Genomic DNA, 14,892 nt, shown 5'->3' with positions numbered 1-14,892 from the left:
AGGATTAAAACGGTTTAGATGATTTATTGTTTATCTGAGTAAAGAATGTCTAGTCATGACTTCTGGTTTAGGAACTCCCATCAACTCCAATATCGTAGGAGCAATATCGCCTAAAACACCATCTGAAACATGTTTTACATCGTTGTCTATCAGAATGAATGGAACTGGATTGGTAGTATGCGCCGTGTTTGGACTCCCATCAGGGTTAATCATCGTTTCGCAATTTCCATGATCGGCAATGACTAGTGTTGTGTAATGATTTTCTATAGCGGTTTCTATCACTTCTTTTACACAATGATCTACTGCTTCACAAGCTTTAATCGCCGCTTCCATAACTCCTGTATGTCCCACCATATCGCCATTGGCAAAGTTAAGGCATACAAAATCTACTTCTCCTTTCTTAAGTTCTGGGACTAAAGCTTTGGTTAATTCGTATGCGCTCATTTCTGGTTTTAAGTCGTAAGTAGCCACTTTTGGCGAAGGACAAAGAATACGACTCTCACCATCAAAAGGTTCTTCACGACCACCAGAAAAGAAAAACGTTACGTGTGGGTATTTTTCTGTTTCGGCAATACGGATTTGTTTTTTATGGTGTTTTGCTAAGACTTCACCAAGAGTTTCTGTGATATTGTCTTTGTCATAAATTACGTGTACATTGTTGTAAGTATCATCGTAATTGGTCATGGTAACATAATACAAATTGAGTTTGTGCATGTTTTCCTCATGCAGGTCTTTTTGCGAAAGAACTTCGGTTAATTCTCTACCTCTGTCGGTTCTGAAATTGAAGAAAATAACCACGTCGCCATCTTTTATGGTAGCTAGTGGCTGGTTATTTTCGTCTATCATGACAATCGGATCGATGAATTCATCGGTAACGTCTTTAGCGTAACTTTCTAGAATACTCGATGTCGCATTTTTAGAAGGAGTTCCTATTCCGTTTACCAACAGATTGTATGCTTTTTTTACACGTTCCCAACGTTTGTCTCTGTCCATAGCATAGTAGCGTCCGATGATAGAAGCTATTTTTGCGGATGATTTTTTAGTGTATTCGTTTAAATCTTCGATGTATTTAGCTCCCGATTTAGGATCAACATCGCGACCATCGGTAAAAGCATGGATAAATACTTTGTCAAGACCAAAATCATGAGCAGCGTCTAATAAGCCTTTAAGGTGATTGGTGTGTGAGTGTACTCCGCCATCTGAAACTAAACCTAAAAAATGAATAGGTTTGTTGTTCTCTTTGGCATAAGTGAAAGCATCGTGTAAAACTCTTTCCTGATTTAAGGTTTTGTGTTCAACGGCCAAGTTAATTTTTGCTAAATCTTGGTAGACAATTCGTCCTGCACCCAAATTCATGTGGCCTACTTCAGAATTTCCCATTTGCCCTTCGGGAAGACCTACGTTTAGACCGTCGGTACGCAATTGAGCATTGGGATATTTTGTATATAAACTTTTTATGAAGGGTACGTTGGCATTATCGATAGCTGATACTTTAGGATCAGGTGATTTTCCCCAACCATCAAGAATCATTAAAATTACTTTTTTGTTCATGAGATACAATTTTAGCCCCGATGGCAATGACATCCTTTTTTTGCTAAAAAAAAGATATAATGAACAGCGGGAAATAGCTCCAAAATTAAAAAATTAAATCCATTTTTAATTCCGTTCTTGTTTAAAATAGCTCGAACAAACTAGAAAAGAGATAGTTTGCAGAAAAGAGGATTTTAGAGAGCTCAGAAATAAAGAAGGATTGTAAAGTATTAAGGCTAGTTTGGATATTTAGGGCTAAAAGTAGAATTTTTATATAATATTTTTTGTAATTCGTTGTTTATGAATATGTTTTATGTTGTTATTTGGAATAATATGTATGAAAAATCGTATTGCAAATGAATTTTTTTATTCTTTTTAAGGCCAATTGAAATTAGTCTCAGAAGACGTGAAATTCCTTTTAAATAAAGGGATTTGAGTTTTTTTTATAATGATCTTACGGTATAAAAATATCGATGAACTATGTTAAAACATCGATAAAATGCATGATAAATTTGCAATCAACTTTTTTTTTAACCATATTTGTAATGTTTAAGTTGAATTATAATTGAAAGAATATCAATGATTTACAAGTTTTTACCTTTGTTATTGTTATTTTTTGTGTCTTTTGCCCCAAAGTCTACGAATAATACAGATCCGAAATTGTTGGCCAATACTAAATCGGCTAATTTGGCTGTGAGAATTGAAATGATTTACAATTCTTTAGATGCAAATAGTTTTGCATTGCCTCAAGTGGAATGTTTTAAACGGGCTATGACTGGTTTCTATGCCTTAAAACAAAAGGGAGTCATAGAAAAAGATATCTTAACAGTTATAGATTTTAGCATGTCTTCCACAAAGAAAAGAATGTGGATTATAGATTTGGTTTCTAACAAAATCTTATACAACACAGTAGTTTCCCACGGTAGAAATTCAGGTTTAGAATACGCTACTAGTTTCTCAAACCAAAGTAATTCTTATAAAAGTAGCTTAGGTTTTTACACTACTGGCGAGACGTACTTCGGGAAACACGGTTTGTCTCTAAAATTAGATGGTCAGGAAAAAGGAATTAATGACAATGCAAGAGCTAGAGCGGTGGTAATTCACGGTGCGAGCTATGCTAATCCTTCCATCTTAAAAAACCAAGGATACCTAGGTAGAAGTCAAGGATGTCCTGCGATTCCAGAAGATTTAAAAAGTGAGATCATCAATACAATAAAAGGAAAATCTTGCCTTTTTATTTATCATCCTGCTAAAAGCTACGATATTGTAAGTAAACTAGTTTCTTAATTTTGAATACAACTCAGAATCATAATTGTAGATATCATTTCTAAATTGTAATTCTTTAGTATCATACCAAGCTGTAAAGTAGAGCAAATGAACCTTGAAGTTCTGTTCTAATTTTACAGTTTTTGTTTTTTTACTTTTAATGATGGTGTCTATTTTGCTCAGCGAATAGATTGGTTTTTCTATTAAATCGCCGTTTTCTTGTTTTTTTTTGTATGTTTTTGATTTAAGTAAAAACTCGGCAATTGGAAGTGGTTTTTCCACACGAACACACCCCGAACTTAAAGCACGGGAATTTAGATTGAAGAGTTCTTTATGATTGGTATCGTGCATATAAACCAAATGGCTGTTAGGGAAATTAATTTTCACAACACCAAGGGAATTGTTTTCACCGGGTTGTTGAACATAGGTGTATTTTTTGGCATCTTTTGGTCTCCAATTTCTTACCGCAACTTTATTGCCTTTATGATCGAATATTGTGATTCTGGTTTTATGAAAATATCCTCTATCTCTAGTAGCATCTGGAGTTAAATCTTCTCTAATGATTGTGGGAGGGACGGTCCAAGTAGGATTGAAAATGATATTATTGGCAACCGATGAAAGGATAGGTGTTTTTCTAGCAGGTCTTCCTACGATGACGCGACGACTAGTAATCGTATCGTTGTTTTCAACCATATAAAACTTGAAAGCAGGAATATTAATGCTTATAAAATTGCTTCCTAAATCTTCAGGAAACCATCTCCATCGTTCTAAGTTGGCTATAATTTGTTGTCGTCTTTCTTCTTTACTAAAGTTTAAAGCTTTAAGAGTTCCGGGTCCAACGACACCATCAGTCTCTAGTCCGTGTCTGGATTGAAATTTAAGCACGGCAGTTTCCAAATTTTTATCGTATTTGGTGTTAGCCACGGTATCTGAAGCCTCTAAATCGCCCCAATAACGCAATCGTTCCTTTATTTTGGCTACAGTTTCACTCTCGTAGTCCAGTTTAAATTTTTCTTTGGTAACAATAGTAGTCCAATTGTCCTCTGGCATACTATTTATTTTTGCTAAAGCTTTTTTTAGGTTAAGATAGACAGCATGTTTGGGTTTGTGACTTTCAAGAGTGCTGTCTATTTTGTTTTTGTACAAAGCAATTGATAGAATAGTGTCTGGTTGAATTTTCTTCGGTTTAATGTCCCAATCGCTGTACATTTCAAGCGGATTGACTTTTCCGTTCTTTAGATCAGAAAGGTATTTAATGTAGGCCGTCGTAAGTAACTCAAAATATTTTTCTTTGGTATGAGGAAGAAGGATGAGGTTGTTTTCGTAGTCTGCTAGTTTACTATATTGATAATCTTCTGGAAAAAGACCTTCTTTATCGGCTTCCTTGATAGCGATAAGCAATGCTGTTCTGTTTTCTTTGTTGTCCCAGCCTTTTTGTATTTCTTCATTTTGTATGGCATTGGCAATATGTTCCTCTGTTGTAATGATGCGAGGAGAAGAGTTGTTACCACAACCGATGTACAAAAAAATACCGAATAATAATATAGTAAAAGTGTATCTCATAACATTATAATTGTTTCCACATAACATAGTGTGGTCCTACATTTGGAATATCAAATAGTGTACCCAAAATGGTATATCCCATTTTTTGATAAAAATTAACTGCTTTTTCTCGAGCGTTAAACCAAATGATTTCTATTTTATTTTTATGTGCTAGTTTTTCTACTTCTGTAATCAGCAAATTACCATATCCTTTATTTTGTTCGTTTTCCAGAATTGCCATACCTCGTACCTGAAATTGTTTTTTCGCTTCGAAGTCCTTATGCGTAACTTCGAAAACAGAAACTACTCCTATAAGAGTTTGTTCTTTAAATAGTCCAAAATGGGTGGTGGTTTTCAGATCATCACCTTCAAATTGACAACTTTCAATAGGTTTCCCCGGTCTTAACACGGGTTGACGTACTGCATAGGTTTCTGTAGCGGTTATTTTTTTTATTTCAATCATAATTTACAAAAATAAAATTAATTCTAAAACTTTAATTATTAGTCAGTTGCTTTTGTGTGAAATAGCATAATAACTAATGTTTAATTTTTTTCTAAAAAATTTGTGCAAAAACAAACTTATTATTTATATTTGCAACCTCAAAAGAATAACACAAAGTTGCTCAAGTTAGTAAGATTGTGATTCAATTGCGGAAGTAGCTCAGTTGGTAGAGCTCCAGCCTTCCAAGCTGGTTGTCGCGAGTTCGAGCCTCGTCTTCCGCTCTAAAACAAGAAAAGTTTTAAAAATTACACCTGCGGAAGTAGCTCAGTTGGTAGAGCTCCAGCCTTCCAAGCTGGTTGTCGCGAGTTCGAGCCTCGTCTTCCGCTCCAAAACAAGAAAAGTTTCAAAAATTACACCTGCGGAAGTAGCTCAGTTGGTAGAGCTCCAGCCTTCCAAGCTGGTTGTCGCGAGTTCGAGCCTCGTCTTCCGCTCATAAAAAAACCTCACAATCAATGTGAGGTTTTTTGTTTTTATAAAAAGTTTAAATTTTCTCCTGGCGCCATTTCTACAGCAAATTCTCCAGACCTAAAAAGTCTTGCTGTTAACGGACCGCGAAGAAAAACATCTTCTCCATAAACTTCTAACCAGCTTCCTTCTCGTAATCCTAGAACAGGAATTTTGCTTACTGTGTGAAATTCGTTTATGCGTGTTTCTCGCGTCTCTCCCATATGTGCTAAGCCTTCAATTGGATCTAAATAATGTGGATTTAAATTAAAGTTGATTATTCCCAAAGTAGTGAAGCTTTTTGGAAGTACTATAGGCATGTCGTTGGTGTTGTTTATTGTAAGACCAGCAATATTGCTACCAGCACTAGTTCCCAAGTAAGGTGTTCCGGATTCAATAGTAGCTTTCAAAGTATCTATTAAATCCAATTCGTAGAGATGAGAAACTAACAAAAAAGTATTTCCTCCACCTGTAAAAATAGCTTCGGCTTTTTGGATCGCTTCTTTAGCGTTTTCAAATTCATGCAATCCTTTTACAGTTATGTTTATTGGGCTAAAGGCATTGCCAACTTTATGAGTGTATTCTTCGTGAGAAATTCCACCGGGTCTGGCATAAGGGATGAAAAGTAGTGTTTTTACATTTTCAAAATGTTGCTTTAAAACAGGCAACAAGTATTCTAGATAACCTCCGTTATATAGTGTTGAAGTACTTGCAAGTATAACTTTTTTACTCATGGTGTTTGTTGTGGTTTTAAGTGGTGAATTTACGATTTTATGCTATCAAAGTTGTTTACAATTAACAAATTTTTACCAAGTCCTTAATAATAAATTGGGACTCAATACTTTTACTTTTACCACTTAATCTTTGGTTATGAAATCAATTTTCTTTTTTCTGCTATGCAGTGCTTCGATGGTTTCTCAGAATTTTTTGAGCGGTAAGGTTGTTTTGGAAACACCGACTTTGGAAAAAATTTACATTGTTAATTTTTCTGCTAAAAAAGAAACCGTTGCAGACAACCAAGGATTTTTTAAAATTGTAGCCCAACCTCATGATACCCTTGTTATTTCGGGAGTGAATATAAAAGGAATACAGATTGTTTTGAAGCCCACCGATTTTTCTGCTGATTTGTTTTTTGTAAAATTAAAATCCCAGCCCTATGTGTTAGATGAGGTTGTGGTTCAGAATTTTCCAAGAATTAATGCAGTCGATTTAGGAATTGTCTCTGGCAAAACCAAAAAATATACTCCTGCCGAACGTAGGTTAAAAGTAGCTAGTGAATCTTCTGTTCTAGGGAATACCGATGGTACTACAGGAGGTTCTATAGGCATAGACCCTTTATTTAATGCGATTTCTGGAAGAACAGCAATGTTGGAAAAAATAGTTGAAGTAGAAAAAAAAGAAAAACTTCAAGGAAGACTACAACAAATGTTTTCAGAGGAATTTTACACCAAAGTCCTTCGTCTTCCTTTGGAATATATCAAAGGTTTTACGATTTACGCATTGGATGATAAGGATATTGTAGCCTTATTAAATACAAAAAAGACTAAATTAGTCGAAAATTTACTCAAAGAAAAAGTGATGAACTATTTAGAAATAATTAATGCAAAGGAATAATTACCTAATAATCTTTACTTTGTTTTTATTTCAAAGTGTGTTTTCTCAATCGGATTTGAAAGGAAAGGTAATTTCAGAAGTGAATCCTGATGGGATATTGGTAGTTAATTTTACCAGCAAAGCCTCTACAATTACATCAGATGGGGGTTTCTTTACTATTGCAGCAGCTCCGGGAGATGTTTTGGTCCTTGCAGCAAAACATATAAAAGGAGTTCAGATCCGATTGGATTCGCATTCTTTTAAAAAAGATATTCTGAATATTCTAGTAAAGCCGAAGGTGAATGAATTGGATGAAATAAAAGTGAAATCCATAACTGCAAAATCGACTGGAATAGTTTCTCAAAATGTAAAAGAATATACTCCCGCTGAACGAAGACTGAAAACAGCCGGGAAATTAAAATGGTACAGTCCATTACTGATTCCGATAGGAGGAATGAGTGTTGATGGATTAATCAATCAATTAAGCGGAAGAACTTCGCAACTAAAAAAAGAATTGGCTGTAGAGCAAAAAGAAAGATTACTCTCCGATTTCAATGAAATGTATACTGAACAGTTTTATGTAGAAACTCTCGAAATACCTCAAGATTATATCAAAGGATTTCAGATTTATGCTTTAGATAATGTTAAGTTTGTACAGGCATTACAAAGTAAAAATAAAACTTTGGTCACCTTTTTGATAGGAGATATTGCAACCGAGTTTAAAACGCTCATTATTAATGAAAATAAATAATTACATTAGATGAAATTTTTTTGGAAAACAACCCTTTTTTGTTCTTTGTTGATGGTTTTGTCGTCATTTTCGATTCATAAATTTTATGTATCTATTTATCAGATCGATTATGCACAAGAGAAAAAAATGCTACAAATTACCTCAAGAATTTTTGTAGATGATCTCAATACGATTCTCAAAATAAAGTACAATCAAACTACCAATTTAGGAGAGCCTAATGAGTCGCCAAACGATATTGTTTTACTGAAAAAATACCTTTCGGAGAATTTTAGCATTAGAGTCAACGGACAAACCAAAACAGTGAATTTAGCCAACAAAGAAATGGAAGGCAATGTTTTAATTTGTTACTACAATGTGAAAGATATTTCAAAAATAAAAACCCTTGAAATTCAAAATTCTGTACTGCATGATTTTGCAGGAGATCAACAAAATATAATACACACTAACCTTTATGGTAAAAAGCAAAGTTTCCTATTAACACCGGGAAATGCAAAAGCTTTGTTAAAACCATAGTTAATTCTTTGTGAATTTAAAAAAATAGCTATTTTTAGCAATCAAAATTGTATTTCTGTGATGAAAAATTTTAAATTTTTAGCATTAGTATTGTCTTTCTCCGGTATGATGATGGCGCAGGTTCAAAATCAACCGAAACAAGAAGGACATACTGACACCAGTAAATTCCGTCAAATGTATGATTTGATGGCAACACCTAACATGTACCGTACGGCTTCAGGAGCTCCAGGTCCAGAATATTATCAGCAAAGAGCCGATTATAAAATGGACATTGAATTGGATGACAAAAATGCTCGTTTGTATGGTGTAGAAACAATCACGTATACTAACAATGCCAAAGAATCTTTGGAATATTTATGGGTACAGTTAGACCAGAATTTATTTGCTAAAACTTCAAAATCACCATTAGTTCGTAGCGAAAAAATGGATCCAGCAATCAGCGCTGCGGCATTTTCTAGAACATATATTGAAGAAAAGTTTGATGGTGGTTTTAAAATAGAATATGTAAAAGATGCCTCAGGAAATCCTGTTTCTTACACCATAAATGAAACGATGATGCGCATCAACCTTAAAACACCATTGGCAAAAGGTCAAAAATTTGTGTTTTCAATTAAGTGGTGGTACAACATCGGAAATTACATGGTAGATGGTGGACGTTCTGGATACGAACAATTCAAAGACGGAAATCGTTTGTATGTTTTAGCTCAGTTCTTTCCAAGAATGGCAGTGTACAATGATGTAGAGGGTTGGCAAAACATGCAATTCTGGGGGCAAGGTGAATTTGCATTGCCTTTTGGAGATTATGAGGTGAATATTACCGTGCCGGCAGATCATATCATGGAAGCAACAGGTTCTTTACAAAACAGAGCTGAGGTTATTTCTCCTGCACAATTACAACGATACTTATTGGCCGAAAAAACATTTGATAAGCCAGTGATTATCGCTACACAAGCAGAGGCAATTGAGAGAGAAAAATCATGGTCAAATGCTAAAAAAACATGGAGATTTAAAGCAGAAAATGTTCGTGATTTTGGTATTTCAACTTCAAGAAAATTCATCTGGGATGCAATGGCTGTCAAATTGGGAGAAAAAACCGTAATGGCTACTTCTGTGTATCCTAAAGAAGGAAACCCTTTGTGGGAAGAATACTCAACAAGAGCTGTGGCGCATACTTTAAAAAGTTATTCAGAAAAAACTTTTGACTATCCTTATCCTAAAGCAGTGTCTGTAAATGCTCAGGATCAAGGAATGGAATATCCTATGATTTGTTGGAATTTTGGACGTCCTGATGAAAAAGGAGTTACTTCTGATCGCGTGAAATATGGAATGTTAGGAGTTATTATTCACGAGGTGGGTCATAATTTCTTTCCAATGATTGTAAATTCAGATGAGCGTCAGTGGACATGGATGGATGAGGGATTAAATACCTTCCTAGAATATTTAGCAGAAATAGAATTTGATCCTAATTTCCCTGTAGATAGAGGTCCAGCGAAAACAATTGTACCTTATATGAGAGGCGATCAAAATTGGTTAGAGCCAATCATGTCTAATTCAGAAGTAATTAAACAGTTTGGTAATAATGCTTACGGAAAACCGGCTGCAGGATTAAATATTTTGCGTGAAACAATCATGGGACGTGAGTTGTTTGATTATGCTTTCAAAACATATGCAAACCGATGGAAATTTAAACATCCAACACCTGAAGATTTCTTCAGAACGATGGAAGATGCTTCGGGCGTAGACTTAGATTGGTTCTGGAGAGGTTGGTTCTATACAACAGATTACACTGATATTGGAATAAAAGAAGTAAAACAGTTTTATGTTTCTAACGACGCTCCAGCTAATTTTAAAGCGCAAGAAACTAATCGCAGAAACCGATTCAGAAATGCAGGACCGTTAGTGTATTTAATTGAGGGAAGTAGCACTGATTTAAAATCTAACAGCAAAAAAGCTTTGGATGTTAAAGAGGTTAAAACCTTGAACGAATATTTGAATACAAACTTTAGCGAAGCGGAGAGAGCAAAGTTACAAGCTCCTAAATATTTTTATCAAGTAAGCTTTAATAAACCAGGAGGTTTAGTAATGCCTTTAATCGTAGAGATTACGTATGAAGATGGAACTACTGAAAATCATAAATTCCCAGCGCAAATCTGGTTGAAAAATGAAAAAGAAGTTTCGAGAGTTTTTGCTACTCAAAAAGAAATTAAAAAAATCACAGTAGATCCAAAAGAAGAAACTGCAGATATCGATGTGTCCAACAATGTTTGGCCTAAAGAAGAGGTGAAATCGAAATTTGAATAACAGTTTGGATTGAGATAATTAATAAAAGGCACAGAGTAATCACTCCTGTGCCTTTTTTAATACTAAAGAGGTTAAGTTTTTTATAAAAAATATTTTACACGACAAATTCTTGCTAAATTTGTCGCAATTATACAGAAAATCTATAATTATGTTTGGAATAGGAGGCGGAGAATTAATTTTAATCATATTAATTGGTTTAATGTTATTTGGATCTGAAAAGATTCCTGATATTGCTCGTACTTTAGGGAAAGGTATGGCACAGTTGAAAAATGCGACAAACGAAATTAAATCGGAGATTCAGCGTAGTGCTGATCACCAAGAGTTAAACTCATTGACTCGTGATTTTAATCGTGAAGTAGAAGAAGTTAAAAGTGGTTTCAATGCCATGGTAGATCAGGAAACCCAAAAAATAACGGGAGAAAACCTAAATCCTTTCGATGTAACTTCAGAAATAAATGAAGCAAAACAAAACATTGAAGACTTAACCGGACCCATTAAAAGACAAATGTAATTTTGGAACAAATTATTCAATTAGACAAAGAGCTTTTTATATTTTTAAATAATCTAGGTTCTGAACCTTTTGATAGTCTATGGTTGTTTATTACCAAACAGCTACATTGGACACCCTTTTTCTTATTTGTGTTTTATCTTCTGCAAAAGAAAATTGGTTGGAAAAACTTCGGAATTGTTGTGGTATTATTAGCATTGATGATCACTTTTACGGATCAAATGACTAATTTAATGAAGAACAGTGTTCAACGACTACGTCCGTGTAACGATGAAGAGTTGAAAGGATTAATACGTGTGGTAAAAAGTAGTAAGTCTTTTAGCTATTTTTCAGGACATGCTTCCAATTCTATGGCAAGTACCGTGCTGATTTTTGCGATACTTCGTCAATATTACCGACATGCTTATTTACTGTTTTTATTTCCTTTGATTTTTGCTTATAGCCGTATTTACCTAGGACTGCATTTCCCAGCAGATATTCTTTCAGGATATGTGTTTGGTGCACTGACCGGTTTTGCTTTTTATAAAATCTACATTTTGGTGAAACGTAAATATTTCCCTCAATTATAATTTATAACTTAAATTCAACATAATCAAACGCGGTAAAATAAAAGTTCGTTGATTACTAATTAAGTAATCCGAGAATGAATTATTTACTTTGATTTTTGTGTTAAATAAGTTGTTGGCGAATATTTCAATTCGTAAGGGACTATTTTTCTTTTGATAACTTAATGAAGTGTTCGCGAGATCAAAATAATTCTTCTGGTTTGAACTCGAATTTTTGAACTTTTCATATTCAAATTTAAATACAAACGATTTTTGGAATGGAATTACAACCTGTGCATTAAACTCATCGGTTTGAAATGAAGAATGGGTTTGACTTTTAAATTGATTAAATCCTTTTTTGTAGCCTACTTCAAAGTCAGGCCATTTTTTATAACTTGTTTTCGCTGAAAAACCTAAATTTTGATTGTTGCGTTCAACGGTTTCTGTAATATTATTGACTGTTTGAATGTATTCGAACCAATTGAAATTAGGAGTGAATTTCAAGGTAAAGCGATATATTTTTTTAGAAAGAGAACCGACTATTCGCCAAGTAGTTTCTGGATTATTGGTTACTACGGGAGTAATGAATTGATTAATCCCTGCCAATTGAACTTGATTTCTGATGGTTTTCGTTTTTTTCGAATAGTTTACAAATGCATTCAGCATAATTCCTCTATACATATTCGATTTTACATACCTCAGGCCAGCATTGTGAAATTGTTCGTTTTTCAACAAAGCATTTCCTTTAAAAACCAAATTATAGTTTTGTAACGTATATTGATTAGCATATTGAGAAACCTCCGCAAATGAATTATTCAACTTGTAATTAAAGCTTACGTTTTCTGCTTGGCTGAATTCGTAATCACTATTAAACTGAGGTTGTATTAAGAATGTGTCGATAGAATTCGTTTCATTTTGCTCCGTTTTCAAATGGTATTGATGAAAATAAATACCCGGTTTGTTTGTCCATTTCCCGATTTTAAATTTATATTCTAATCCCAAATACGAATCGTTAAGTAGGTAAGTAATTGCATTGCCAAAACCTTTGTTACTGAAATCATTAATAGTACCATCCGTTAGAAGTTGTTCTTCATGAGTTCGAAGTTTTGCTTTGCCAAAGTTGTTCCCTAAAACAGTATATAGATGATTGAAATTATTAAAGAGCCAATAATGTTTGAACAGAGCGTCAACGGTATGGTTTTCTACTTTTTTATTCTGCAATACTTTATAAAAACTATCATTTTCTAACGGAATAAAACCCGCTAAAAATTGTTGATTGGTATTCCATTGTGTTGATGGAGTACTTTTTTCAAACGAATTATTCACAACAAGGGTAGTGGTATGTGAGTTATTGATGCTTTTGTGCCATTCTATATACTGTTTTATCGAAGTATTATCGGCTTTATTGATGGTTTCAAATAACGAGCTATTGTTGTTGGTTATTGAACTTAATTGACTATTTCCTTTGTTATTATTCGCTTGCCATTGAAAATTATAAAACCACTTTTCATTTTTTGAAGGTGAGTAATCTAGTTTTGTATTGATAATCCCTAGAGTTGATCGATTATTTCTCTGATGATTACTGATTTCAAAAATACTATTGTCATTCAGAATATATTGATTGTTATTTTCAATAATTTTTTTGGTTATCCCTTTTGAAAAAATACCATAACTATTGATGGATAGTTTTTTAGAGAGTTCAAAACTAGAATTTATTGCCGAAAAGTTAGATTTGTTTTCTAGAACATCCGTATTGTCTGTTGAAAAAAGCATAAGATTGGTTAATGGTTTTCGTCCTGATAAAAAACTACTAAAACCACCATCAAAACGCATCAAATCATCAAAGGTAAAAGTGCTTTTACCAATATTGTTGCTGTCGCCAATAAAACTCAAGTTGGTTTTTGGACTATAGTAAAACAGTCCGGTATGGGCTAAATAAAATCCGTTATCATTGGCAATTTCGGCTCCGGCTTCTACATCGCCAAAAATGAAATTCTTTTTATCTGCTTTTAACTTGACGTTCATTGCAAGGTCTTCACTATCCGATACTTTTTTCATGAAACCCACTTCGTTAAAGTGATCTATGACTTCAATTTTATCTAAAGCATCGGCAGGGATGTTTTCTACGGCAAGTTTACTCCCACCACCAAAGAATGATTTACCTTCGACTAACATCTTGGTAACTTTTTTGCCTTGTACAGTAACTGTTCCTTTTTTATCGACTTCAACACCGGGCAATTTTTCTAGGATTTCTTTCATTTTACGTTCGTTTCCATTAGCGAAACTTTTGATCGTAAAAGTCATAGTGTCTTTTTTGATGACAACGGGTTTGTACTCGTGTTTTATGACAATTTCCTTGAGTTGCTGTCCTGTGCTTTTTAAGACAAAATTGTGTGAAGTAAGGCTCGAGTTGGGTTCAATAACAAGACTTTCTTCCTTATATCCGATATAAGAAACAGTAACTTTATACTTTACTTCTTTTTCTAATTCTAAACGGTAACGCCCTTTGTTGTCGGCAATGGCAAATTTAAGTTGGACTTTTGTATCGAAAGGATTGGCAATAATGTTGGCATTTTCTAAAGGTTTGTTTAGAGTGTCGCTAACAATGCCGGTTATGGTTGTGGTTTGTGAGAAACTGTAAACCGAAAATAAAAAAAACAATAAAATAATACGCATTACATCCCCATTTGATTTTTTAGCTTGTTGTCGTATTCTTCATGAGTAATGGTCTTTCCTTTGGGGAAATCAATAGGAATTTGTTTTTCTGATATTTCTATTTTAGAAGCTAGAAATGTGGTGCTGTTTCTTGTAAGTTCTAATATCAGTCCCGGTAAACCGTAATAAGTTAATGGCCCAAAATTATAAGGTAGAGATGGTGCAAACCATGCTGTAATTGTTCTGCTTCCTTGTGTTCCATCTCTTCTTGGAAAGAACTCTTCAAAAGTAGCTTTATAACACAAATAATTGTCAATTTTTTTCGATTCGTTAGTGATTTTCCATGCGTAAGAATCATTTTTCTTTTTTATTAGAATATCTTCATAAGTTCTTTCAATAGTTTCCTTCTCAGAGATGTTAGTGAAAACTTCGTTTCTGGCGGTAAAAGCAGATCTTGAAATTTTGTACATTTTTGCTTCGTATTCGTTTTTGTCAGTTAATTTATTCTGAATATTGAAATATGAAGCCGTTCTGTTGAACACTAGAATGAATTCTTGTGTTCTTGCTATTTCTATTAACTTGTTATAGGTTTCCTTTATATCTTCTTTAATTGCTTTGTCATTAGTACTTATGTTGACACTGTAGGTTATGGTTCCGCTTTGCGAGAAAATCGGAGTTGTCAATGTGATAAATAAGACTAGAAGTAATTTTATTTTAATCATTTTATTTCTATTTTAAGAGT

13 protein-coding genes and 3 tRNA genes are annotated in these 14,892 nt (G+C 33.9%); 10 read left to right on the top strand and 6 right to left on the bottom strand.

Annotated features, from left to right (window positions below; genetic code table 11):
* Window positions 1-30: 30 nt before the first annotated feature.
* Complete coding sequence (gene gpmI, locus NAT50_RS01520) at window positions 31-1,551, bottom strand: 2,3-bisphosphoglycerate-independent phosphoglycerate mutase (RefSeq protein WP_250590783.1); 1,521 nt, start codon at window positions 1,549-1,551, stop codon at window positions 31-33.
* Window positions 1,552-2,109: 558 nt separating this feature from the next.
* On the opposite strand from gpmI, the gene NAT50_RS01515 reads away from it, so the two are divergent.
* Window positions 2,110-2,817 (top strand): murein L,D-transpeptidase catalytic domain family protein, encoded by a 708-nt coding sequence (locus NAT50_RS01515; RefSeq protein WP_250590781.1) that lies wholly within the window; start codon window positions 2,110-2,112, stop codon window positions 2,815-2,817.
* On the opposite strand, the gene NAT50_RS01510 is transcribed toward NAT50_RS01515, so the two are convergent.
* Window positions 2,806-4,359 carry a L,D-transpeptidase family protein gene (locus NAT50_RS01510; protein WP_250590779.1) on the bottom strand — a complete coding sequence of 518 codons (1,554 nt, stop codon included), beginning with the start codon at window positions 4,357-4,359 and terminating at the stop codon, window positions 2,806-2,808. The two genes, NAT50_RS01515 and NAT50_RS01510, sit on opposite strands and share 12 nt — an antisense overlap.
* Window positions 4,360-4,363: 4 nt before the next feature.
* Window positions 4,364-4,801: a GNAT family N-acetyltransferase gene (locus NAT50_RS01505; RefSeq protein ID WP_250590777.1), complete on the bottom strand. Its 438-nt coding sequence runs from the start codon at window positions 4,799-4,801 to the stop codon at window positions 4,364-4,366.
* 187 nt (window positions 4,802-4,988) lie between these two features.
* Between NAT50_RS01505 and NAT50_RS01500 the strand changes: the two genes are divergently transcribed.
* The 3 genes from NAT50_RS01500 (at window position 4,989) to NAT50_RS01490 (ending at window position 5,271) form a co-directional block, all read left to right on the top strand.
* Window positions 4,989-5,061: transfer RNA gene (locus NAT50_RS01500), tRNA-Gly, on the top strand.
* Window positions 5,062-5,093: 32 nt separating this feature from the next.
* A tRNA-Gly gene (locus NAT50_RS01495) sits at window positions 5,094-5,169 on the top strand.
* Window positions 5,170-5,198: 29 nt separating this feature from the next.
* A tRNA-Gly gene (locus NAT50_RS01490) sits at window positions 5,199-5,271 on the top strand.
* Between the two features lie 39 nt (window positions 5,272-5,310).
* Here NAT50_RS01490 and pepE read toward each other — a convergent pair.
* Window positions 5,311-6,018 carry a dipeptidase PepE gene (gene pepE, locus NAT50_RS01485; protein ID WP_250590775.1) on the bottom strand — a complete coding sequence of 236 codons (708 nt, stop codon included), beginning with the start codon at window positions 6,016-6,018 and terminating at the stop codon, window positions 5,311-5,313.
* A gap of 136 nt (window positions 6,019-6,154) precedes the next feature.
* Between pepE and NAT50_RS01480 the strand changes: the two genes are divergently transcribed.
* The 6 genes from NAT50_RS01480 to NAT50_RS01455 all read left to right on the top strand — a co-directional run bounded on the left by NAT50_RS01480 (window position 6,155) and on the right by NAT50_RS01455 (window position 11,519).
* On the top strand, window positions 6,155-6,898 hold the full coding sequence (locus NAT50_RS01480) for a hypothetical protein (protein ID WP_250590773.1): 744 nt from the start codon (window positions 6,155-6,157) through the stop codon (window positions 6,896-6,898).
* Window positions 6,885-7,628 (top strand): hypothetical protein, encoded by a 744-nt coding sequence (locus NAT50_RS01475; RefSeq protein WP_250590771.1) that lies wholly within the window; start codon window positions 6,885-6,887, stop codon window positions 7,626-7,628. The genes NAT50_RS01480 and NAT50_RS01475 overlap by 14 nt, the downstream gene beginning before the upstream one ends.
* A gap of 9 nt (window positions 7,629-7,637) precedes the next feature.
* Window positions 7,638-8,141, top strand: a complete 504-nt coding sequence (locus NAT50_RS01470; protein ID WP_250590769.1) for a DUF6702 family protein — start codon at window positions 7,638-7,640, stop codon at window positions 8,139-8,141.
* Window positions 8,142-8,201: 60 nt separating this feature from the next.
* The gene (locus tag NAT50_RS01465) at window positions 8,202-10,442 is read left to right on the top strand and encodes a M1 family metallopeptidase (RefSeq protein ID WP_250590767.1); all 2,241 of its coding nucleotides are present in this window, start codon (window positions 8,202-8,204) and stop codon (window positions 10,440-10,442) included.
* 148 nt (window positions 10,443-10,590) lie between these two features.
* A complete protein-coding gene (locus NAT50_RS01460) occupies window positions 10,591-10,953 on the top strand; it encodes a twin-arginine translocase TatA/TatE family subunit (protein WP_250590765.1) in 363 nt (120 codons plus the stop codon).
* Entirely contained in the window at window positions 10,953-11,519 is a 567-nt protein-coding gene (locus NAT50_RS01455; protein ID WP_250591402.1) for a phosphatase PAP2 family protein, read from the top strand. Before NAT50_RS01460 ends, NAT50_RS01455 begins: the two co-directional genes overlap by 1 nt.
* Here the strand turns inward: NAT50_RS01455 and NAT50_RS01450 are convergent.
* Window positions 11,514-14,171: a TonB-dependent receptor gene (locus NAT50_RS01450; protein ID WP_250590763.1), complete on the bottom strand. Its 2,658-nt coding sequence runs from the start codon at window positions 14,169-14,171 to the stop codon at window positions 11,514-11,516. The genes NAT50_RS01455 and NAT50_RS01450 overlap by 6 nt on opposite strands.
* Entirely contained in the window at window positions 14,171-14,872 is a 702-nt protein-coding gene (locus NAT50_RS01445; protein ID WP_250590761.1) for a GLPGLI family protein, read from the bottom strand. The genes NAT50_RS01450 and NAT50_RS01445 overlap by 1 nt, the downstream gene beginning before the upstream one ends.
* Window positions 14,873-14,892 lie beyond the last annotated feature (20 nt).

The organism is Flavobacterium luminosum (assembly GCF_023635005.1).
Lineage (GTDB): Bacteria > Bacteroidota > Bacteroidia > Flavobacteriales > Flavobacteriaceae > Flavobacterium > Flavobacterium luminosum.
The sequence above is the reverse complement of the archived record's forward strand: the minus strand, read 5'-3'. Positions and strand labels throughout refer to the sequence as shown.

Excerpts from the sequence above, each read along its gene's own strand:
- NAT50_RS01465 (WP_250590767.1), top strand. The coding sequence starts at position 8,202 with ATGAAAAATTTTAAATTTTTAGCATTAGTATTGTCTTTCTCCGGTATG.
- pepE (WP_250590775.1), bottom strand. The coding sequence starts at position 6,018 with ATGAGTAAAAAAGTTATACTTGCAAGTACTTCAACACTATATAACGGA.
- NAT50_RS01480 (WP_250590773.1), top strand. The coding sequence starts at position 6,155 with ATGAAATCAATTTTCTTTTTTCTGCTATGCAGTGCTTCGATGGTTTCT.
- NAT50_RS01510 (WP_250590779.1), bottom strand. The coding sequence starts at position 4,359 with ATGAGATACACTTTTACTATATTATTATTCGGTATTTTTTTGTACATC.
- NAT50_RS01475 (WP_250590771.1), top strand. The coding sequence starts at position 6,885 with ATGCAAAGGAATAATTACCTAATAATCTTTACTTTGTTTTTATTTCAA.
- NAT50_RS01470 (WP_250590769.1), top strand. The coding sequence starts at position 7,638 with ATGAAATTTTTTTGGAAAACAACCCTTTTTTGTTCTTTGTTGATGGTT.
- NAT50_RS01450 (WP_250590763.1), bottom strand. The coding sequence starts at position 14,171 with ATGCGTATTATTTTATTGTTTTTTTTATTTTCGGTTTACAGTTTCTCA.
- gpmI (WP_250590783.1), bottom strand. The coding sequence starts at position 1,551 with ATGAACAAAAAAGTAATTTTAATGATTCTTGATGGTTGGGGAAAATCA.
- NAT50_RS01515 (WP_250590781.1), top strand. The coding sequence starts at position 2,110 with ATGATTTACAAGTTTTTACCTTTGTTATTGTTATTTTTTGTGTCTTTT.
- NAT50_RS01460 (WP_250590765.1), top strand. The coding sequence starts at position 10,591 with ATGTTTGGAATAGGAGGCGGAGAATTAATTTTAATCATATTAATTGGT.
- NAT50_RS01445 (WP_250590761.1), bottom strand. The coding sequence starts at position 14,872 with ATGATTAAAATAAAATTACTTCTAGTCTTATTTATCACATTGACAACT.
- NAT50_RS01505 (WP_250590777.1), bottom strand. The coding sequence starts at position 4,801 with ATGATTGAAATAAAAAAAATAACCGCTACAGAAACCTATGCAGTACGT.